The following is a 21,258-nucleotide window of genomic DNA, read 5'->3' as shown; positions in this document are numbered from 1 at the left end:
GGATGGCGACGGCTCCGTGACGGCCGCCGCCCCCTGAATTCCGGCGGATCGGCTACTGGTCGCTCAAGGTGACCTCGAGCCCGCCGATCATGTCCGCACAGAGGTTGTAGAGCAGTGCGCCCAGGGTCGCCAGCGCCGTCATCAGGACGACGTTGATCGCCCCGACCAGCAGGGTGATCTGCATCGCCCGCCCGAAGGACAGCCAGCCTGAGACGTTGGCGTTCGTGCCGTCGGTCAGGGTGTCAGCGGCCTTGGTGACGCTGTCGAAGACCCCGATCGAGTTCAGCACGAACCACAGCACCGCCACGGCGACAATCATGATCAGGAAGACGCACAACGAGAACGCGAACGAGAGCCTGGTCACCGAGAGCGGTTCCACCCTGGAGACCCGCAGGCGGGCGCGCCGGCCACCGGCGGGGCCCCGGCGTGGGCCCTGGCCAGCGGTGTCCCGCCCCGGCTCACGGCCGCCCGGCTGCTGCTGACCCCGCGGGGGACCACCCTGTGGTCCAGGAGCACCGCCGGGCCGGCCGTGGTCGGCGTCGTCGACCCGGTCGAACGGCTCGGTGGACAGACCGTTCGGGCCCACACCTCCGGACGTCGGCAGCGGCCCTGGCGGCGTCCCAGGGCGGTCGTAGGGGGCTGTGCGGCCCGCCGGCGGCGCCTGCCGGGTCGACGGAGTGGCTGCCCGCACCGGTTCAGGGGTGGGGCGGCGCTCGGCGGGCATGCGGTCTGTGACCGCGCCGCGATCCGGGGAGGTCTTCACGTCCGCGCCGACGCGGTCCGCCGGGGGCTTCGAGCCCCGCTTGGGCAGGTTCGGTCGCACCAGCGAGATCGTGTCGCTGTCCCGGGGTGGGTCGACCGGTGTGCCGGGGCGTGCCGCCGGGCTTCTGACGGTGGTCTGCGCATCGGGCTTTCTCGTCGTCTCGGCTCTGGATGTATCCGGGCGAGCGGCGTCCGGTCGGGCGGCGTCCGCTCGCGTGCCCGTTCGGGATGCCCCCTTGCCAGCCGCCGGGGCAGCGTCCTTGGAGGTGCCCGCGCCGGCCCCGCGGGTCGCCTCGGTCGGCTTCCTGCCGTCGCCCGCCGGCCTGGCCGCGTCCGCGTCGCGGGCGGGCTGCCGGCCGGCTGGCGGCCGTGATGTCTCGTCGGGGTCGGAGTCACCGCCGCGCGGCGCGGGGGCCGCGCGGTCCGTCCCGCCGCCGGTGCCGGCCGAGGACGAGCCCGGAACGGTCGCCGAGGCGCTCAGCAGCTTGGGCTCTGCCGTCCCGCCGACGTCGAGGCGTGTCGTCTGACTGGTCTGGCCACCCGCACCGTCCCGGTCGGACGGGTCGTTCTCGTCCCGCCCGGGACGCTGGAAGAACGGGCTCGCCGCCCCGCCCGCGCCCGCACCGCTTGCGCCCGTGCCACGCGCGGGCGACGCCGATCCGGAGGTGCCGGGCGACGCCGATCCGGGGGCACCCTTTCCGGGCGATGCCGATCCGGAGGAGGGCCGGGACGGACCGCGTGAACCCGATCCAGCCCCGCCCCCCGCGGCCGGACGCCCCTCCCCCGAGCGGCCCTCAGCGGGACGGCCATCGGTCCCGGGACGCCCGTCGGCGGGACGGCCGGTGCCGGGGAGGAACGCGCGCTTGGACTCTCCGTCGGCCTTTCCCGGTGTCGAGCGGGGACCACCCACACCGCCCCCCGCCGCCGAGCTCACGCCGGTTCCGGAGCCGGTTGTCCCGGGAGCTCCCTTGCCGATCCCAGTTCCGGCACCGGCACCGGAACCCACGCCTGGTGCCGCGCCCACGGGCCCGGCCTTCGCCGTGCCGGACCGGCTGGAACCAGCCACGGAGGCACCGCCGGCGGTGGTACCGCCAGCCGCGGCGCGCCCGGCGGCGGTACCACCGACAGGCGCGCCACCGGCCACGGCCGCGGTGCGCTGCTCCGGACGGGCCGGGGATGCGCGGTGGACGGCCGACCGGGCGGGCCGGTCATTCTGACTGTCGCTCACGGATTCTCCCCGTCCACTCCTGGTCGCACGTGTGGCTTCACGCCCGTGGTCCTGGCGTGCCACCGACGACGCGCGCCGTGGCCGCCCGGGACGTCACGTCACCGGCTTCAGCCCGCCGTGCCGTCCGACCCGGCGGTCTCGCCGTCGCCGTCACTGTCGTTGGCATCAGCATTGCGCGCCACACCGACCACCTGCACACCGGCCTCCAGGTCGATGAGCCGTACGCCCATCGTCTGCCGTTGTGCCCGGCGAACATCCTTCGCTACGGTACGCAACACACCGCCATTGGATGTGATGGCGTAGAGCTGGTCGTTCGGCTCCACGACGAGCGCCCCGACCAGACCGCCCCGGGTCGACACGATCTTCGCCGTGAGGACCCCCTTGCCGCCTCGGCCCTGGATGGGGTACTCGGCGAGCGGCGTCCGCTTCGCGTAGCCGCCACTGGTCGCGACCAGCAGATCCGCGGGGCTCTCCGGCATGACGACGTCCATCGAGAGCAGTTCGTCGGCATCGTCGAACCGCATGCCGATCACGCCGGACGTCGCCCGTCCCATCGGCCGCAGCTGCTCGTCGTCGGCGTGGAATCGGATGGACTGGGCGTTGCGGCTGACCAGCAGCAGGTCGTCACCGGGAGCGACGAGACGGGCGGAAATCAGCTCGTCGTCGTCGCGCAGGTTGATGGCGACCAGGCCGCCGGCGCGGTTGGAGTCGAAGTCGGTCAGCGCCGTCTTCTTGCACAGGCCGCGCTTGGTGGCGAGCACCAGGTAGGGGGCGGCCTGGTAGTCCTGGATCGCCATCACCTCGGCGATCCGCTCGTCCTGGCTGAAGGCGAGGATGTTCGCGACGTGCTGCCCCTTGGCGCTGCGCGCCTGCTCGGGCAGCTCGTGCGCCTTCGCCCGGTAGACCCGGCCCTTGTTGGTGAAGAACAGCAGCCAGTGGTGCGTCGTCGTGACGAAGAAGTGCTCGACGATGTCGTCCTCGCGCAGCGCCGCGCCCTGCACGCCCTTGCCGCCGCGCTTCTGCGAGCGGTAGAGGTCGGTCTTGGTCCGCTTGGCATACCCGCCGCGGGTCACCGTGACGACGACGTCCTCGCGGGCGATGAGGTCCTCGACGGACATGTCGCCCTCGAACGGGACGAGCCGCGTCCGCCGCTCGTCGCCGAACTTCTCGACGACCTCGGCCAGCTCCTGACCGATGATCTCGCGCTGCCGCGCCGGCGAGGCGAGGATCGCCTCCAGCTCGTCGATCTTGGCGCGCAGCTCGGCGGCCTCGTCGATGATGCGCTGACGCTCGAGGAACGCCAGGCGGCGCAGCTGCATGTCGAGGATCGCGGTGGCCTGGATCTCGGAGAGCGAGAAGCGCTCCATGAGCTGGCCGCGTGCGACCTCCGCCGACTCCGCGTTGCGGATGAGGGCGATGACCTCGTCCAGGTGGTCGAGCGCGATCAGCAGACCGTCGAGGACGTGCAGCCGCTCGCGGGCCTTGCGCAGCTGGTAGCGGGTCCGCCGGACGATCACGTCGACCTGGTGCTCGACGTAGTAGGAGATCATCTGGTCGAGGCGCAGGGTGCGCGGCACGCCGTCGACGATCGCCAGCATGTTGACGCCGAAGGTGTCCTGCAGCTGGGTGTGCTTGTACAGGTTGTTCAGCACGACCTTGGCGACGGCGTCGCGCTTGAGGTCGATGACGAGCCGCTGCCCGATGCGCGCGGACGTCTCGTCACGGACGTCCGAGATGCCGGTGACCTTGTTGTCCCGGACGAGCTCGGCGATCTTCTCGGCGAGGTTGTCCGGGTTGACCTGGTACGGCAGCTCGGTGACGACGAGCTGGGTCCGGCCCTTGTTCTCCTCGACGTTGACGACGGCGCGCATCCGGATGCTGCCGCGACCGGTGCGGTAGGCATCCTCGATGCCGTTGCGCCCGACGATCAGGCCGTGGGTCGGGAAGTCCGGGCCCTTGATGATGCCGAGGAGCGCCTCGAGCAGCTCCTCGGCGGTGGCATCCGGGTGATCCAGCGCCCACTGGACGCCCTTGGCGACCTCAACCAGGTTGTGCGGCGGGATGTTGGTCGCCATGCCGACGGCGATGCCGCCCGCGCCGTTCACCAACAGGTTGGGGAAGCGACTGGGCAGGACGAGCGGCTCCTGTGAGCGGCCGTCGTAGTTCGGCGCGAAGTCGACCGTCTCCTGGTCGATGTCGCGCAGCATCTCCATGGCCAGCGGCGCCATCCGGGCCTCGGTGTACCGCATGGCGGCGGGCGGGTCGTTGCCCGGTGAGCCGAAGTTGCCGTTACCGTCGACCAGTGGGTAACGCAGCGACCACGGCTGGGCGAGGCGGACGAGCGTGTCGTAGATCGCCGAGTCGCCGTGCGGGTGGTAGTTACCCATGACGTCACCGACGACGCGGGAGCACTTGAAGTACCCCCGGTCAGGCCGGTAACCGCCGTCGTACATCGCGTACAGGACCCTGCGGTGGACGGGCTTCAACCCGTCACGCACCTCCGGCAGGGCACGGCCGACGATGACGGACATGGCGTAGTCGAGGTACGACCGCTGCATCTCGACTTCGATGCCGATGGGTTCGATGCGGTCGCCGGGGGGCGGGGGTAGGACGTCGACCACGGGGTCCTTCCAGGCAGTGGGGGCGATGAGTCGGCTGGGGCGGGCCGGGCGCCGGGTCGCGGGGATGGCCCGGTCCGGGCCACGCCTTCCGCGGGCCGCTCACTCGCAGGTCCGCCGGGATCGGAGTCGATGTGCCAGGCTGCCGGGACGGGTCGATCGGCCCGGTCAGCCCGGACCCGCCCCAGCGCAGGCTGGCTCAGATGTCCAGGAAGCGCACGTCCTTCGCGTTGCGCTGGATGAAGCTGCGCCGCGCGTCGACGTCCTCGCCCATCAGGACCGAGAACAGTTCGTCGGCGACAGCGGCGTCGTCGAGCGTCACCTGGAGCAGGATCCGCTTGTCCGGGTCCATGGTGGTGTCCCAGAGCTCGGTGGCGTTCATCTCGCCGAGACCCTTGAATCGCTGGATCGCGTCCTTGGGCAGTTTGCGGCCGGCCTCGACGCCCTGTTCGAGCAGGCCGTCGCGCTCCCGGTCGGAGTAGGCGTACTCCCAGTCCTCACGACCCCACTTGATCTTGTAGAGCGGGGGCTGCGCGAGGAAGACGTGCCCGGCCTCGACAAGCGGGCGCATGAACCGGAACAGCAGGGTGAGCAGCAGTGTGCGGATGTGCTGGCCGTCGACATCGGCGTCCGCCATCAGCACGATCTTGTGATAGCGCAGCTTGGCGATGTCGAAGTCGTCGTGGATACCGCAGCCCAACGCCTGGATGAGCGCCTGGACCTCGGTGTTCTTCAGAACCCGGTCGATGCGGGCCTTCTCCACGTTCAGGATCTTCCCGCGCAGCGGCAGGATCGCCTGGAACTTCGAGTCACGACCGCCCTTGGCCGAGCCGCCCGCCGAGTCACCCTCGACGATGTACAGCTCGCACCGCTCGGGGTCGGTGAACTGGCAGTCGGCGAGCTTGCCGGGCAGGCCCGTCCCGCCGAGCAGGCCCTTGCGCCGGGTGAGGTCACGGGCCTGGCGGGCGGCGATGCGGGCGCGCTGCGCGTCGAGCGCCTTGCTGACGATCGAGCGGGCCTCGGTGCGGTTGACCTCGAACCAGTCCTTGAGCGCCGAGTAGCACATCTCCTGGACGAACTTCTTGGCCTCGGTGTTGCCGAGCTTCGTCTTGGTCTGGCCCTCGAACTGCGGCTGCGCGAGCTTCACCGAGATGATCGCGGTGAGGCCCTCCCGGATGTCGTCGCCGGAGAGCCGCTCGTCGGAGTTCTTCGAACCGGCCTTGACCGGCTTGAGGAGGTTCTGGTCCTTCGCGTAGGCGTTGACCGCGCTGGTGAGGGCAGCACGGAAGCCCTCTTCGTGGGTTCCGCCCTCGTGGGTGTTGATCGTGTTCGCGAAGGTGTAGACCGACTCGTTGTAGCCGGAGTTCCACTGCATCGCGAGCTCGGCCTCGATGCCCGTGCCCTTGGACTCCAGCGAGATGACGCTGCGGTGGACCGCGTCCTTGGTCGCGTTGAGGTGACCGACGAAGTCGACCAGGCCGTTGTCGTACTTGAACGTGACCTCGGTCGGCTCGACTGCCTCGACCGGCTTGGCGGCCTCGGTCGGCTCCTCCGTGGTCGTGGCCGGGGCCGTGGCCTTGCCGCGCTCGTCCCGCAGGGTGATGGACAGGCCCTTGTTCAGGAACGCCATCTCCTGGAGGCGGCGGAAGAGCGTCTCGTACTTGTACGTGGTGGTTTCGAAAATCGTGGGGTCGGCCCAGAACGTGATGGTCGTACCGGTCTTCTTCGACGTGCCGGTCTGCGCCAGCGGCCGCGCGGGACGGGAGTTCTCGTAGGGCTGGAACCAGCTGTGGCCCTCGGTCTGGATCTCGACGTCGAGCCGGGTCGAGAGCGCGTTCACGACGCTCACGCCGACACCGTGCAGACCACCGGAGACCGCGTACGACTCGCCGTCGAACTTGCCGCCGGCGTGCAGCGTGGTGAGCACCAGCTCGACGGTCGGGATCTTCTTGACGGGGTGTTCGCCGACCGGGATCCCGCGGCCGTTGTCCGTGACGCGTACGCCGCCGTCGGCCAGCAGGGTCACGCTGATCGTGTCACAGTAGCCAGCGAGCGCCTCGTCCACCGCGTTGTCCACGACCTCGTAGACCAGGTGGTGCAGGCCCCGTTCCCCGGTGGAGCCGATGTACATGCCGGGGCGCTTGCGTACCGCTTCGAGACCCTCGAGAACCTTGATCGAACTAGCGTCGTAGGCCACGCGGCAGGTCCCCTCGTTCTGGACGGAAGTACCACTCAGTCTACCTGGCAACCCGCCGTAACGGACGCAAGGTGCCGTCTCAGCCGTGCGCAGGGCCCCGAACTTCGACCCGGTGACCTCCCCTACCGGCTCCGCGCCGCCCGCAGTCTTGCGCGCCTCTGCGACCGGCGGGCGACTGAAGCCGCGTCCCGGCGGCCCCGCGGACCCGTTTCCGGGCCCGCCAGCACCCTTCCGACTTGGCCGGGGTGGCCCTCGGCGTGATCTCCGGGATGCGCCGGGAGCTGGTCCGTCATCCGTATGTGTCCCGCGGGCCACGGCCGCCCGACGCGTACATGCCGCCGTGGTTCCATGACGGTGCGGCCGGGCCCCGCACCGTGATGCGCCGGACGACGTGCGGCCCGAGTTCCTTGCGGAGAATGCCGAGAATCTGCCGGGAGAGCATGCGCAGCTGCGTTGCCCAGGCCGTCGACTCGGCGACCAGCTCCAGTTCCCCGTCCCGCAGCGAGACCGGGGAACAGTGCGCCGCGATGTTCGGCCCCACCAGGACATCCCACCGCGCCAGTACCGACGCGTCAGTCGCCCGCGTCTGCCAGCCGCGCTCGGCGACGAGGCGCGCGACGGCCGAACCGAAGTTCATCGGCGTCCGCCACTCCCGGCCCGGCGCGGCGATGCCCGGCAGCCGTTGGCGCGCGGGCGGATCGCCGGAGTCATCCCGCCTACGACGCCCGGCCGCACCGCCACGGCCGCCACTGCCGTCACCCGCCCCGCCACCTGGGCGGGTCGTCCCCCGCGCTCGCGCGTCCTGTTTCGCCCGCGCGAGCATCTGCCGGGCGAGATCGGCCCCGCGCACCGCGGGCGAGCCTGCGTCAGGAACGGCCTGCGATGCCTGCACGCGCGGCGTTCCCGCCGCGGACGCCGCAGACGGCTTCGCCCGCGAGGGCGCCGACGAATCGCGCCCTGCCGGCCCGGACACCGGAGGCCGCGCGGTCGGCGGGAACATTCCCGCGCGGTCGGCTGGTCCGTCGGCCAGTCCGTCAGCCGGCACGGCACACCTCCCCGGAGACCACCTCGAAGCGCACACCGGCAAGCTCCGCCGGCACATCCGCGTCGACCGCCGCGGTCACGAGTACCTGCTCGGCGTCAGCGACCAGGGCGGCCAGCCGCACGCGACGGCGGGTGTCCAGCTCCGCGAACACGTCGTCGAGCAGCAGCACCGGTTCCCGGTCGTCCGCGCGGAGCAGTTCGAACGAGGCCAGCCGCAGCGCGAGCGCCAGCGACCAGGACTCGCCGTGGCTGGCATAGCCACGCGCCGGCCGCCCGTTCACTGACAACAGCAGATCGTCACGATGTGGACCGACCAGCGTCACACCGCGCTCGATCTCCTGGGTGCGCACCGCCGCGAGACCGGCGAGGATCGCCTCTTCGAGCGCCGCCCGAGTCGCCGCGCCGCCGACGGCACCTCCCCCATGGCCAACCTCTGCGCGGCCGGCTTCCGTGCGACCGTCACCCGCGCGGCCAGTCTCGGTGTCGCCGACCTCGGTGTCGCCCGCACCGCCGTTCCCGCTCGCGGGGTCACCCGAGCCACTCGGGTGATTCGGGCTGGCGCCGGTTCCGTTCCGGCCGGCGTCCCCGTCCGGCTCGCCCAGGCCAGCTCGGCCTGGCGACAAGGCCCGATCGGGTGACGAATCGAGCGTCACGGTCGAGCGGTACTCGATGCCGGTGGGCGCGTCCTGGCCCGCGACCGCGGCGTAGGCGCTCTCGACCCGCGGCCGCAGCTCCTCGACCAGCGCCAGGCGGGCCGCGAGCAGCTCCGCGCCGTGGTCGGCGAGATGCCTGTCCCAGACGTCGAGCGTGCGCAGGTCGCCCCGGCCACCGGCGCGGCGGGCGGCTCCCGCCGACCGCAGGAGCGCCGAGCGCTGCTTGAGCACCCGGTCGTAGTCGGACTGCACCGCCGCCATCCGCGGCGACCGCGCGACCAGCAGGTCGTCGAGGAACCGCCGCCGCTCGGCCGGGTCGCCCTTCACCAGCGCGAGGTCCTCCGGGGCGAAAAGGACCGTGGCGAGCAGTCCCGCCACGTCGCGGGCCCGGGCCACTGGGGCGCGGTTCAGGCGGACCCTGTTCGCCTTCCCGGGCACGATCTGCATCTCGACCAGCGCGGCCCGGTCACCGCGCACGATCCGGGCCCGAACAACGGCCTGCCCGCACCCCTCGCGGACGAGCGGAGCATCGTTCGCGACACGATGGCTACCCAACGTGGCGACGAATCCGATCGCTTCGATCAGGTTCGTCTTGCCCTGACCGTTCGAACCCACGAACGTCGTGACACCTGGCTCGAGGACGAGGTCCAGCCGGGCGTACGAGCGGAAGTCGGTCAGGGACAGGTGGGTGAGATGCACGTCACCCGTTGAGTCGGATCGGCATCAGCAGGTAGCGGTAGTCGGGGATCTCGGTCTGGTCGTCGCCGCCCTTGCCGGTGAGGATCGCGGGCTTGCTCGCGGCAAGCGCGGCGTCCTCGGCGCTGGCGAACCCGATCCGGACGATGTCGGACTCGAGCGCGCCGAGGGCGTCGAGCAGGTAGGCGGGGTTGAAGGCGACCGTGAGTTCAGGCCCGTCATAGGTGACGGGCAGAGTCTCGGACGCCTGGGCCTCGCCGCCGGTACCTGCCTCGAGGACGAGGTGGTCGGGGGTGAACGTCAGCTGCACCGGGGCGGTGCGGGCCGCGACGAGCGCGACGCGCTTGACCGCCTCGGTGAGGGGAGCTATCTCGAGCTGGGCGATCAGCGGTGAGCTGTCGGGCAGCAACTTGCGGTAGGGCGGGAAGGTGCCCTCGAGCAGACGCGTGGTGGTCTGGCGGGTGTTGCCGGCGAAACCGGCGAGCGTCTCCCCGGAGGGACCGGTGCCGAGCGCGACGGCGACCTCGACGCCCGAGCCGGACAGGCTCTTCGCCGTGTCGAGCAGGGTGCGGGCCGGGACGAGCGCGACGCCGGACGCATCGGGGCTCGCAGGGCGCCACTTGAGCGTGCGCACGGCGAGGCGGTAACGGTCGGTAGCGGCGAGGGTGAGCGTGTCGCCGTCGATCTCGAGACGCACGCCGGTGAGGACCGGCAGGGTGTCGTCACGGCCCGCGGCTACGGCGACCTGCGCGACGGCACTGCCGAACGCGGCGCCCTCGATGTGCCCGGTGATCTCCGGCATCGGCGGCAGGGTGGGGTAGTCGTCGACGGGCAGCATCGGTAGTGCGAACCGGGCGTTGCCGCAGGCGACGACGAGGCGGGTGCCGTCAACGTGGACGTCGACCGGCGCCGCGGGCAGGGAGCGGGTGATGTCCGCGAGCATCTTGCCGTTGACCAGGCCCCGGCCCTCTTCGGTGACGGTGGCGTCCAGCTCACCCTGCGCGGCGACCTCGTAGTCGAACGCGGCGACCTTGAGCGCCGGACCGGTGGCGTCGAGCAGCAGGCCGGCCAGGACCTGCAACTGCGTGGTCGCCCGGCTCGGCAGGGTGCGGGCCGTCCAGGCCACCGCGTCGGTGAATTCGTCCCGTTCCACGCGGAACCTCATGGACATGTCCTCCCGTCGTCCCGCGGTGGCCGTTCCCACGGCCGCTCGCGGAACTTGACATCACCGGCATAGCTACGCCGAGCCGAACACCTGACGCGCGCCGCCCGCCTCGTCGGCAGGGAGCGGGCAGTCGAGCACCAGCCTGACCCGATCCAGCATCCCAGAGCGCCACGAGCGGGCGGTGGGTGGTCTGTGTTCCGAGGGTGGCACACCGGGCTCGACGACCGGGCACACCCCCCGCACCGGCGGATCGAAGATCCGCGGCGAGCAGACCGGACGGCTGACCGTCGCGGTGGCGCCTGAAGGTCACCCGCGTCCGGGGTGTCCGGGGTGATCTTCCGCATCTCGCCAGGGGCCACACAGGTCGCGCTGATGCCACCGGTCGCATCGGTGGCGCTGGTCGTGCGGACCCGCGTTGGTGATCCGTCCACGTGCCGCGCAGCGGAGGAACGACTCCCGGACGGCGGTCGAGGTTTCGCGGGATGCCCCGACGGGGAGGCGGCTGACCGAGGGCAGCGGCCGCATCGCTCCGTGCGCTCGTTTCGGGCAGCCAGGCCACACCATGATCGAAATTTGAGGTTGTCCCCAGCTCCTACTGCTTCGAGGTTTTGATCTCTCTGAAGAAGATCTAGTTCGTAGTAGTAGTAGGGGCTGTGGAAACTGTGGAAAACGGCCGTTTTCCCAGGTCAGACCCGCTGAGGCCCTGTGCGCATCCTGGGGGTGCCGATGTGGATGATCAAGGGGTTTATCCCCAGGGCTTGATCGATTCCACAGGTGACCCTCAGATGCACACAGGCTGTACACACGTTCATCCACTGGCTACCCACAGGTTACGAGGCCACTGTCCCCAGCTTCGAAGGCCACTTGGAGTCCGCCTGGAACCCGCTCGACGATCGGCCCGCCGCGCTCGAGCGGTCGACTCCGGTTCTTCGCAGGTCGGGAATCACCTGTTATCCACAGCCTTTTCCACAAGCTGTGGGTGAATGCCACGCAGTGGGCTCTCAACCGTTTCGGTCACCCCACCCGTTCTCCGCCGACTCGGTCCTCCGCTCGCAGCGCCGACCGAGAACGCCCCGCTCGGATGCGGACTCGGATCGGCACCCCCGCTCGGACAGGACTCAGACTCCGACCAGACGTCTGTTCGGACCGGGCCCGGACCGGACTCGAGCTCGAACCTGAACGCAGGCTTAACCCCGGACGCGGAGCCGGATGCGCACTGGACGAGCACCGGACCCGAACGCCGATGTGCACTCGGAGTCGCGCCCGGGCCTGGACGCGCGTGGACACCAGTGCACTGGCCGGCCCGGACTGTGGGATTTCCTCCGCCCAGCCCTAGCGCGTCGAATGTTCGTGTCGGTTCGGCTCCCGTGTCCGGTCGGCCCTGTGTCGCTGTGTCCGGGTGTCCGGTCGGCCCGTGTCCGGCGGCCCTGTGCCCGCCCAGTGTCCCCGTGTCCCCGCGGCTCGCCGACTCCCCGGCCGCTCGAGGCCTGCACGACGCGGCTCGGGGTTCGTGCGGTGTTGGTTGTGGTTTGCATGTCGTCTTGCGGGGGTTTCCGTCGGACTCGGTGGTCGCAGCGGAACGGTCGGACGATGCGAGGGTGTCGCGGCGGGCCGGGCTTGGCTGACACATTCGCGTCGGAATCCCGGGCGAACACCGGATCCCGGGCGAACACCGGATTGGGACCCGGCGCGATGCGCCGGTCGCTCACGTCGCGCGAGGATTCGGCAGCCGGCGCTGTGCATTGCGCGCGGAGCCGTTCGAGCCAGGAGTTTCGGGAAAATCCGGAATCAGAAGTCCGGCAAAAGTGTCAAAGCCCCCACGCGGCCTCCCCGGCCCGGCAGCGCAAGAACCTCAACCCGAACAAAGTGGTCGCTCCGGTTTCTGCCGTGGCAGGTGGAGTTCGGTGTGCGGGCACGTGCCGGGCACGGTGCCACGGCCAGAGCCAGGGCCTCGAGACGAATCCGCCCCGGACGTGATTCCGGCCCCGGAGCGGGATCAAAGATGAAGCCGCCCCCGGACGCGTCGCCGCCCCCGGGCGCTACGCCAAGCGGCTCAGTCGATGCAGAGTGTGCACACCGAAGGGTGCCGAGAGTGATCGAGAGTCAGGCGTGTCGGGCCTGGGCGCGGATGCGGTTGGTCAGTTCGGTCACCTGGTTGTAGATCGCCCGGCGTTCGGCCATCAGACCGCGGATCTTCCGGTTGGCGTGCATCACGGTGGTGTGGTCCCGTCCGCCGAAGTGCTGGCCGATCTTCGGGAGGGACAGGTCGGTGAGCTCACGGCAGAGGTACATCGCGATCTGACGGGCTGTCACCAGGACCCGGCTGCGCGACGTCCCGCACAGGTCCTCCATGGAGACACCGAAGTACGCCGCGGTGGCGTTCATGATGGCCGCGGCGGTGATCTCCGGGTTGGCCGCGTCAGGGATGAGGTCGCGCAGCACGATCTCGGCGAGTGTGCGGTCGACGTGGGACTTGTTCAGGCTGGCGAAGGCCGCGACCCGGATGAGCGCCCCTTCGAGCTCGCGGATGTTGCGCTCGATGTGTGTGGCGATGTACTCGAGGACGTCCGGGGGGACCGGCAGCCGCTCGGTGGCGGCCTTCTTCGAGAGGATGGCGATCCGTGTCTCGAGGTCGGGCGGCGTGACGTCGGTGATCAGCCCCCACTCGAATCGGCTGCGCAGGCGGTCCTCGAGGGCCGAGAGCTGCTTGGGCGAGCGGTCCGAGCTGATGACGATCTGCTTCTCGGTGTCGTGCAGGACGTTGAAGGTGTGGAAGAACTCCTCCTGCGTCCGCTCCTTGTTCTCGAGGAACTGGATGTCGTCCACCAACAGGACGTCGATGTCGCGGTAGCGACGCTGGAACGCGAGCTGACGGTCGTCGCGGATCGAGGCGATGAAGTCGTTGGTGAACTCCTCCATGCTCACATATTTGATCTTGCTCTCAGGATAGAGCTTGACCGTGTAGTGGCCGATCGCGTGCAGCAGGTGAGTCTTGCCCAGCCCGGAGTCACCGTAGATGAACAGCGGGTTGTAGGCCTTCGCCGGGGCCTCCGCGACCGCCACGGCGGCGGCGTGTGGGAAGCGGTTGCTGTCACCGATGACGAAGGTCTCGAACAGGTAGCGGGGATTGAGTCGGGCTGGTTCGGACGGGCGAGGCGACGGGTCGCGGCCCAGGCCCGGGGCCATCCGCCCGGGGGGCGCCCCGTCGACCCGACCCTCGAGACGTCCGTCGAGACGATCTTCGCTCCGGCGGTCCTCGCCTCGGTGTTCCTCCCCCGGCCGGAGCTCGTGGCCGGTTCCGAGTAGCGAGCGGGGGCCGCCGCCGGGGTCGGTGCCCGGGAGAGTGAGGGGACCGGTCATCGGTTCCGGGTCCGGCGTGTGCTCGACGGTGACCGCGACCCGGATCTCCCGGCCGTAGGCCGTGGACAACGCGGTGGAGAGGAACGGTCGCAGCCGGGAGTCGAGCAGGTCCTTCGTGAACTCGTTCGGCGCGGCGAGCAGCGCGGTGTCCTGGACGAGGCCGAGTGGACGGGTCAGCCTCAGCCACGCGCGCTGCTGGCCGGAGAGCGTCCCGTCCGCGACGCCCGCCACTGCCTGCTCCCACACCGCCGACAGGTCCGGCTCCGAGGTGGGCGCGGCTCCCCGGGACGGCTGACCGGCGACGGAGTCGGCGCTGAGGTCGGTCACAGGGGGGCTCCTTGTGGCTCTTCGTGGCTCTCGGGCGGGACCACACGACCGCCGGGAGCCGGAGTCGCTGGCTGGCACTGTGGTCACTTTGCGTCGGTGGGCGTCAGCTGTGTCGGGCCGGCGACACTGCCGACCGGCGGTGGGGCGGTTCCGGCCGGTGGTGCGGTGCCCGACCAGGTGGTGGTGCTGTGCCGACGACAGTGCCGTGCCGGCGGCGCCGCCGTGCCGGCGGGACCTGGCCGCTCGGGTGGACGCGGCCATCGGCCGACGACGCTGTCGGGCGGGCTGATCGGGGACGGGTGCCGCCGGTGGTTCAAGTCTGGTTCGTGTCCGGTTCGTGCGCTGGTGGTCGAGAGGTTCCCGGTGGTTAAGAGGGTGATGGTGACAGGATGCGCGGCTGTTGTGTAGCCGAGGATTGTTCCGTGTCGCCGCGGTCGATGGACGTGGACCCCCGGCGTGAGGGCACCGGACCCGCCGGGCGCGCGGGCGGCGTGCTGCTCCTCCGAAGGCGGTTCTCCACATCGTCGTCCACAACCTGTGCATGGACATGACACCGCATCCGGCGTGGCGTCGGCGACCGGCCCACGAAGTGGACGACAGCCGCGCGGACCACTGGGCGGACCACTCTAGGGGGTGCGCCGGCGAGACCGGTCGGTGATGGTGCCCCCACCCGCGTGGTCCCCTGCCTGTGGAGTCCGCCAGCGTCCGCCCATGGAGTCCGCGTGGTCGGAGGAGTGGCAGGCGGTTCACGGACCGGGTTGTGGACAGAGAGTCAGACGTTAACAGCCGTCCCGGGGCACCCGATCCAGGGTGCCCCCACGGTGTCCGTCCGGCAACCTTGTCGTGGCCTGTGGTCCGGACGGAGCCGGCGTTGGTGGCATCGTGTGTAGGCTAGGGCGAACCACGGCGGCGGTCGGCTCGTGGGCCTGGCTTTGTGCTGGGCCTGATCTCGCGGGCCTGACCTCACGGACGTGGGCTCCGGCGACAGGTCTCCTCGGCTGAGGGCTCCTGGCGGTCGGTCGCCCGGGTTCTGGTCCCGTCACCAAGGTTCCAGCCACGACCGGCGTCCAGCCGGTTTCCCACCCGCCTGTGTCTCCGGAGTTCTCACGTGAGTAAGCGCACCTTCCAGCCGAACAACCGCCGGCGGGCCCGCACCCACGGGTTCCGGCTCCGGATGCGGACCCGCGCGGGCCGCGCCATCCTGTCCGGCCGTCGCAGTAAGGGCCGCAGCCAGCTCTCCGCCTGACGGCGGAGTGAGCGCGCCCGCCGCCGTCAGTCATGCTCCCCCGGGGCTCCCGAGTTCGTACCAGGCAGGAACACGCCCTTGTCGGGCGCTCCGGCCGGCGCGTTCGGGCAGGGTCAATCGTTGTCCACAGCGTGCAAACCGATGTGGACGGCCCGCCTCGAGCCGGGTTCGTCGTCGGCCGCCGGGTGGGTAACGCGGTGGTGCGTAACCGCGTCCGCAGGCGGCTGCGCGAGCAGACGCGCTCACGGCTGTCCTCGCTGCCACCGGGAACCGCTGTCCTGATCAGGGCGTTACCCGATGCGGCGGGTTCGTCGTCGGCCGATCTCGGCCGTTCACTCGACTCCGCCTTTCGTACCGTCCGTTCCCCGCGCCCCCAGCGATCGGCGCGGTCGGGATGAGCGCGGTCGCCGGCGTGGGCATCGCGGTCGCCGTCCTGGCGTTCGTCGATCTCGTTTTCGTCGCCCTCGCGGCGTCCGCCAGGTTCGCCACGCTGGCCAGGACGTCCGGTGACGCGGTGCGGGGCCCGCTGGCCTGGATCCTCGTCGCGGCGGTCAGGGTCTACCGGGCCGGCTGGTCGGGGCGGAACGCGGGCTGTTGCCGCTTCGAGCCGTCCTGTAGTGCCTACGCGCTGACAGCGGTGACCCGCCACGGCGGCGTCATCGGTGGCCTGTTGGCCATCCGCCGGCTGTTGCGCTGCCAGCCGCTTTCCGCGGGTGGTTACGACCCGGTGCCCGGTGAGGCGCCCGGAGGGTCCGTCGATCCCGGCACCGATCGGTGCCGGACGGCCTCGGGTCCGGTGGGCGCCGTCGACTCGGGTACGAGGCACGGGCATGGCACTGCGTCCCTCCACCGGGGGACGCGTTCCGAGATCGTCGGTTCCCGTCGCGGAACGCGGGTGTGAGGAGACAGTCTGGTGTTGGATCCGCTTTATCATCTCGCGGCGAACGCGATCGTCTTCTTCCACAGGGGTCTCGGGCCGATCTTCGGCGCGGACAGCTTCTTCGCGTGGGCGTTGTCGGTCATCCTGCTCGTCATCGCCGTCCGCATTCTGATCTTCCCGCTGTTCGTCAAGCAGGTGAAGTCCCAGCGGACCATGCAGATGATGCAGCCCCGGATCAAGGAGATCAAGGAGAAGTACGGGCACGACAAGCAGCAGATGCAAGCGGAGATCATGAAGCTCCAGAAGGAGCATGGCAATCCGCTGCTCGGCTGTCTGCCGATCCTCCTGCAGATCCCGCTGTTCATCTCGCTGTTCCACGTCTTCACCCACCTCGCTCCGATGAACGAGGGCCCCGGCGGCTCGCTGGTGTGGCGCCCACGGGTCGGTCTGTCCGCCGACCAGGTGGAGCAGATCGCCGAGGCGAAGCTCTGGGGTATCTCGCTGTCGAGCGAGTTCGGCTCGTCCCAGGATTCGCTGGACTTCCTGGGCGCGAACGGGACGAACGTCAAGATCCTCGCGATCGTGTTGATCGTCCTGATGGGGGCGACGACCTTCCTCACCCAGCGTCAGATCATGGCGCGGACCGGGCCGGTCGATCCGCAGCAGGCGATGGTCCAGAAGATCCTGCTGTACGGTTCGCCGCTCATGCTGGCGATCTTCGGATTCCAGTTCCCGATCGCCGTGCTGCTGTACTGGCTGACCACGAACCTGTGGAGCATGGGGCAGCAGTTCTTCGTCATCAAGAAGATGCCGCCGATCAAGCCGCTCGGTGCGGGCGGCAAGGTGCCCGGCGCCCGGACGGCGCCGACTGACGGTGCCGCCGTCTCCCGGCCTGCCCCGGGTGCCCGCGCGGGCGCGAAGTCGAAGAGCCGTCCCCGTCCCGCCACGACGTCCCTGACGAAGGGCGCGGATTCCGGCGCTGGCGGCCAGGCGGCGGGTGAGAACGGGCGAGACTCCGGTTCGGGGGTCTCTGTCGGCTCCGGTGAGCGAGTGTCGAGCGCCCCGCCCGGAACCCGCTCCCGATCCGGCTCGTCCGCCAGCAAGCCGAAGACCCCGGCCAAGGCAGCCGGATCGAAGGCCACACCCAAGGCCACGACACCCAAGGCCACGACGGCCGAGGCCGCCGGCGGCGCGGGGAAGGCGGCCGCCACGAGCGAGATCGCGGACTCCGGCCGGGAAACCACCCCCGGTTCGGCGACGGCGGCAGCGGGCACGTCCCGGTCGAACGGTGTCGCGGAGTCGGAGGGCGCCTCCCGATCCACTCCGCCGCCGGTTCCCGCGGGGATGCGCCGCGCCCCCGGTGGGTCGCGGCCGGCCAAGCGCCGGGGGAAGGGCAAGCGACCGGGCGGGCGTCGCTGATGAGCTGGCGGTTGCCGCGCCCGGCCAAGCGCCCGGTCGCCGCCTGGAGGCCTGGCCCGGCATCGGTCCCGGTCCCGACCACAGGCATCGTCCGGGCTGGACGGCCCGTCCGGCCTGGACGCCCCGGTTCGTCCCGGGCGGTTGCCCCCCGTAACCGCCGCGCTGACCCCGCGGCGCCCGGACGTCCCGTACGCTCGGCATCGCCGCCCCCTTTCCCCTGGAGTAACGCTGATGACCGGTTCGGCACCTGACCTGGCCGTGGAAGGACCCGAGGCCAACGAGGCCAACGAGGACGGCCCGACGGCCGGGGCCGACACGACCGCGGTCGAGGACACCACGAGCTCGAACGGCTCGCACGGCTCCGACGAGCGCCGGCTCGCCGACCTCGAGCAGGAAGGCGAGATCGCGGCCGACTACATCGAGGGCCTGCTCGACATCGTCGACATGGACGGCGACCTCGATCTCGACGTCGAGGGCGGGCGTGCCGTCGTCGCCGTGGTCGGGGACGGGCTGGACAAGCTGATCGGGCCCGGCGGTGAGACCCTCGAGGCGCTGCAGGAGCTGACCCGGCTCGCCGTGCTGCAGAAGACGGGTGTCCGCAGCCGGCTCATGCTCGACGTGGGCGGTCACCGCGCCCGTCGCCGCATCGAGCTGCGGAAGGTCGCGACCAACGCCGCGGAGCGGGTCGTCGACACCGGCGAGCCCCAGAAGCTGGCCGCGATGACGCCCTTCGAGCGCAAGGTCGTGCACGACGTGATCGCCACGATCGACGGCGTGCGCAGCGAGTCCGAGGGCGAGGAGCCCACCCGCCGGGTCGTCGTTCTGCCTGACTGACGGCCGTGTACCGTCGCCGGAGCTTGTCCGGGGCAGGGAACCGACCGCGGATCTGACGCTCGCGCACGGTTCTGACACCGTGCGCGGCCGTGATGCCGTGGGCGTCCGCTGCCCTGGACGTCGGATGCACGGCGAGGGGAACGAGGGCGCCAGTGGTGCTGCCGAGAGTGGGCGGGCCGCCACCGGAACCGACCACGACGCCCGTGACCATCGCCGCCGAGCTCGGTGGGTTCGGTGGGCCGGCTGACCTCGGCGGTATCGGCGAACACCCGTCCGCGGCGAGCGGGCCCGCGCTGCTGGAGCGGGATTCCGCGTCCGCTGACCTCCCTCCCCGGGCCCGGCCATGGGGCTGGCTGCGACTCCGGGCTCAGCCGCGGCGGTGGGCCCGGAGGGCTCGGCCGCGACAGTGGGCCTGGTCGCGGCTGTGGCTGCCGGGATTCGTCGCGCTCGCGCTCATCGCTCTCGTGGTGCTGCTGCGCGCCTACCTCGACCGACCATTCTGGTACGACGAGATCTGGCGCGGGCATTTCGTCAGTGAGCCGGTGGGCACCCTGTGGTCTGAGCTGGCCGCCGCGAACACGCCGTCGGCCCTGGGATGGCTGAGCGTCACCCGGCTCTCCGGGGATCTGTTCGGCTGGCACAGCTGGGCGTTGCGGCTGCCGGGCTTCGCCGCGCTGCCGGCGCTCGGCGCGCTGACGGCCGTTCTCACCCGGCGGTTCTCCGGAACCGTGGCCGCCCTGTTCGCGGTGTGTTGGCTCTGCCTGAACGCGACCTTCCTCGACCTCGCCACCCAGCTCAAGCCGTACACGATCGAAACCCTTGCCGCGGTCGCCGTCGTCCTGCTGTGGCTTGGCCCGGCGCCCGGTTCCGGAATCGGCTTCGGAGCCGGCGGTGTTCACAGCGGCGGGGACGTCCGTCCGCCCGTCCGTCTCGGCTCGGTTGACCGTGGTCGTCTCGTCCGCCGGACGGCAGCTGGCGCGATCTCCCTGTTCTCCGTCCCGGCGATCTTTCTCGTCATTCCGCTCGCGGTGATGGACGTCCTGCCCGGCCCGGACCGGCGGCGGAGGATCACCGAGACGCTGCCGAGTGTGGTGCTCGTCGCCGCGCACACGCTTCTCTTCATCGGCCACCAGTCCGCGCAGCGCGCCGGGGGCTACTGGGACACGCAGTTCCTGGCCGGGCGGAACCCCTGGCAGGCCGTGAGTTTCGTCGCCGAACAGCTGTGGCGGTTCGGCACCGGCTCACCGCCTGGGATCGACCAGTTCGATCCCAGTCTGGTGCCCGGATTTGTCGATCTTCCGGTGTACCTGCCGGGGCTGTTGGCCCCCGTGATCGTCCTGCTCGGGGCGATTGGCGCCGCCGCGCTCGCCCGCCGGTCGGACGGCCGCCGCGTGCTCGGCGCTCTCGCCGGGGCGGAGCTGCTCATGCTGGGCGCGAGCGCCGCCCGCTTCTGGCCGTTCGGGCCGACGAGGACGAACCAGTTCGTCGTGCCGATGTTCATCCTGGTCGTCGTGGTTGGTGGGGATCGCGTCATCCGCCTCGCCGCCCGCCGGGCGGGTCGGGCCTGGCACGCCGTCCGCTGTTCGGGTGCCGTGCCGGCCCCCCGCACATCGCGAGACCCGGAGGTCACCGACGCCGCCGACGTGACGGCCGTTCCGGATCACCCGGATAGTCCCGCCGATCCGCTCGTCCCGCGTGTCCTGGATGTCGGGCGCACCCCGGCCGCCCGGTGCGTGGTCGATGCGAGCGGTGTGGTGGCGGTGATCCTGCTCGTGGTCCTCGCGGCGGGCGTGGCGCTGTCGGGTGCTGTGTCCGGTGACAGGCTCGTCTGGGAGCGGCGGGATCGGATGCGCGGCCTCGACCTCATGGTGGACGCGGCGGTGGCCACCCGGCGGCTGGTTCGTCCCGGGGATCTTGTCGTGGTCGGCGGCCGGCTCGCCCGCCCAGGCTGGATCTACGCGATGGAAGTCAGCACGGACGCCCCCCAGGCGCCCGAAGGTCTCCCCCGGCCCCGCGTGGAGCGTGCCCCCGGAACCGCCGCGGGCGGGACCGGCGCCGGAACCACCTCCAGGACCGAGCCGCCCCGGGTGGTCCGTGCGGAGACCGTTTTCGTCGATCCCGGCCTCCGTGATTCCGTGGGCCGGCTGGTGCCACTTGCTGTGCAGCTGGAGAGGCCTCGCCGACCCGGACGTCTCGTCGTCTTCGTCTTCGATATCGATGCGGCCGCGATGGCTCCGGGGCTGGCGGCGTTGCGGGATGAAGGCTGGTGCCCCGGTGAGAGCTGGCGGTTCCGGCTGACCGGTTCGGTCACGGTCTACTCCGACTGCCCGAAGCCTTCAGTCGCGAGCCGCGGATGATTCACGGGAAACGTCGCCGAGCCGCTTAATTCCTGGCACTGAATTTCCGGCACAACGCCTGTCCGGCGCATCACCTGACGCGCCTCGGCCCGGTCGGCGCGGCCAACTGAGTCGGCCGGGCACCGCTATGCCTGGGTCGGTGACTCCGTCCGACCGGAGGGCGGGCCAATCCCCAACGCCTCCCCCGCGGACCCGATGCCCCCGCCGGGTTCCCGCCGCGGGCCCGCTGACTGCTGTGGCCGTCCGGATTCGTCGCTCGCGCTGGCCGGACATGTGGGGCTCCGCAGACCTTGGCCAACTGTTCTGGTGCGACGAGATCTGGCCCGACCAGGTGAGTGGCCCGAGGAGCCACTGATCGGTGGTCCGGAAGGCATGTTGCTGACAACGTACTCGAACGAGGAGAAGGCCGACCGGGCCCGAAGAAGGCGTTCAGGTTCCATCCGCTGTGGCCGTTGGACGGGTCCGGGGGACC

13 protein-coding genes are annotated in these 21,258 nt (G+C 70.9%); 6 read left to right on the top strand and 7 right to left on the bottom strand.

The window, feature by feature from the left end:
• Positions 1 to 52: 52 nt before the first annotated feature.
• The 7 genes from AC559T_RS25650 to dnaA all read right to left on the bottom strand — a co-directional run bounded on the left by AC559T_RS25650 (position 53) and on the right by dnaA (position 14,050).
• Positions 53 to 1,990, bottom strand: a complete 1,938-nt coding sequence (locus tag AC559T_RS25650) for a DUF3566 domain-containing protein (RefSeq protein ID WP_498870339.1) — start codon at positions 1,988 to 1,990, stop codon at positions 53 to 55.
• Between the two features lie 107 nt (positions 1,991 to 2,097).
• The gene (gene gyrA / locus AC559T_RS25645; RefSeq protein ID WP_112109229.1) at positions 2,098 to 4,611 is read right to left on the bottom strand and encodes a DNA gyrase subunit A; all 2,514 of its coding nucleotides are present in this window, start codon (positions 4,609 to 4,611) and stop codon (positions 2,098 to 2,100) included.
• Positions 4,612 to 4,807: 196 nt separating this feature from the next.
• A complete protein-coding gene (gyrB, locus tag AC559T_RS25640; RefSeq protein ID WP_112108062.1) occupies positions 4,808 to 6,805 on the bottom strand; it encodes a DNA topoisomerase (ATP-hydrolyzing) subunit B in 1,998 nt (665 codons plus the stop codon).
• A gap of 289 nt (positions 6,806 to 7,094) precedes the next feature.
• A complete protein-coding gene (locus AC559T_RS25635; protein WP_112108084.1) occupies positions 7,095 to 7,628 on the bottom strand; it encodes a DciA family protein in 534 nt (177 codons plus the stop codon).
• Between the two features lie 211 nt (positions 7,629 to 7,839).
• Entirely contained in the window at positions 7,840 to 9,201 is a 1,362-nt protein-coding gene (gene recF, locus AC559T_RS25630) for a DNA replication/repair protein RecF (RefSeq protein ID WP_112108063.1), read from the bottom strand.
• Position 9,202: 1 nt separating this feature from the next.
• Positions 9,203 to 10,363, bottom strand: a complete 1,161-nt coding sequence (dnaN, locus tag AC559T_RS25625; RefSeq protein WP_112108064.1) for a DNA polymerase III subunit beta — start codon at positions 10,361 to 10,363, stop codon at positions 9,203 to 9,205.
• 2,103 nt (positions 10,364 to 12,466) lie between these two features.
• A complete protein-coding gene (dnaA, locus tag AC559T_RS25620) occupies positions 12,467 to 14,050 on the bottom strand; it encodes a chromosomal replication initiator protein DnaA (RefSeq protein ID WP_071065017.1) in 1,584 nt (527 codons plus the stop codon).
• Positions 14,051 to 15,158: 1,108 nt separating this feature from the next.
• On the opposite strand from dnaA, the gene rpmH reads away from it, so the two are divergent.
• The 6 genes from rpmH (at position 15,159) to AC559T_RS25590 (ending at position 20,786) form a co-directional block, all read left to right on the top strand.
• Positions 15,159 to 15,296, top strand: a complete 138-nt coding sequence (gene rpmH, locus AC559T_RS25615; RefSeq protein ID WP_071065016.1) for a 50S ribosomal protein L34 — start codon at positions 15,159 to 15,161, stop codon at positions 15,294 to 15,296.
• A gap of 32 nt (positions 15,297 to 15,328) precedes the next feature.
• Positions 15,329 to 15,694, top strand: a complete 366-nt coding sequence (rnpA, locus tag AC559T_RS25610; RefSeq protein WP_020464713.1) for a ribonuclease P protein component — start codon at positions 15,329 to 15,331, stop codon at positions 15,692 to 15,694.
• Positions 15,691 to 16,197 (top strand): membrane protein insertion efficiency factor YidD, encoded by a 507-nt coding sequence (gene yidD / locus AC559T_RS25605; RefSeq protein ID WP_071065015.1) that lies wholly within the window; start codon positions 15,691 to 15,693, stop codon positions 16,195 to 16,197. The genes rnpA and yidD overlap by 4 nt, the downstream gene beginning before the upstream one ends.
• Positions 16,198 to 16,209: 12 nt before the next feature.
• Entirely contained in the window at positions 16,210 to 17,595 is a 1,386-nt protein-coding gene (gene yidC / locus AC559T_RS25600) for a membrane protein insertase YidC (RefSeq protein ID WP_071065014.1), read from the top strand.
• Between the two features lie 231 nt (positions 17,596 to 17,826).
• The gene (locus tag AC559T_RS25595; protein ID WP_498870338.1) at positions 17,827 to 18,429 is read left to right on the top strand and encodes a Jag family protein; all 603 of its coding nucleotides are present in this window, start codon (positions 17,827 to 17,829) and stop codon (positions 18,427 to 18,429) included.
• Between the two features lie 203 nt (positions 18,430 to 18,632).
• Positions 18,633 to 20,786 carry a hypothetical protein gene (locus AC559T_RS25590; protein ID WP_498870337.1) on the top strand — a complete coding sequence of 718 codons (2,154 nt, stop codon included), beginning with the start codon at positions 18,633 to 18,635 and terminating at the stop codon, positions 20,784 to 20,786.
• Positions 20,787 to 21,258: the final 472 nt, after the last annotated feature.

The organism is Frankia sp. Hr75.2 (assembly GCF_949319125.1).
Classification (GTDB): domain Bacteria; phylum Actinomycetota; class Actinomycetes; order Frankiales; family Frankiaceae; genus Parafrankia; species Parafrankia soli.
Note: the sequence above shows the minus strand (reverse complement) of the source record. Positions and strands in the feature narration are given on the sequence as shown.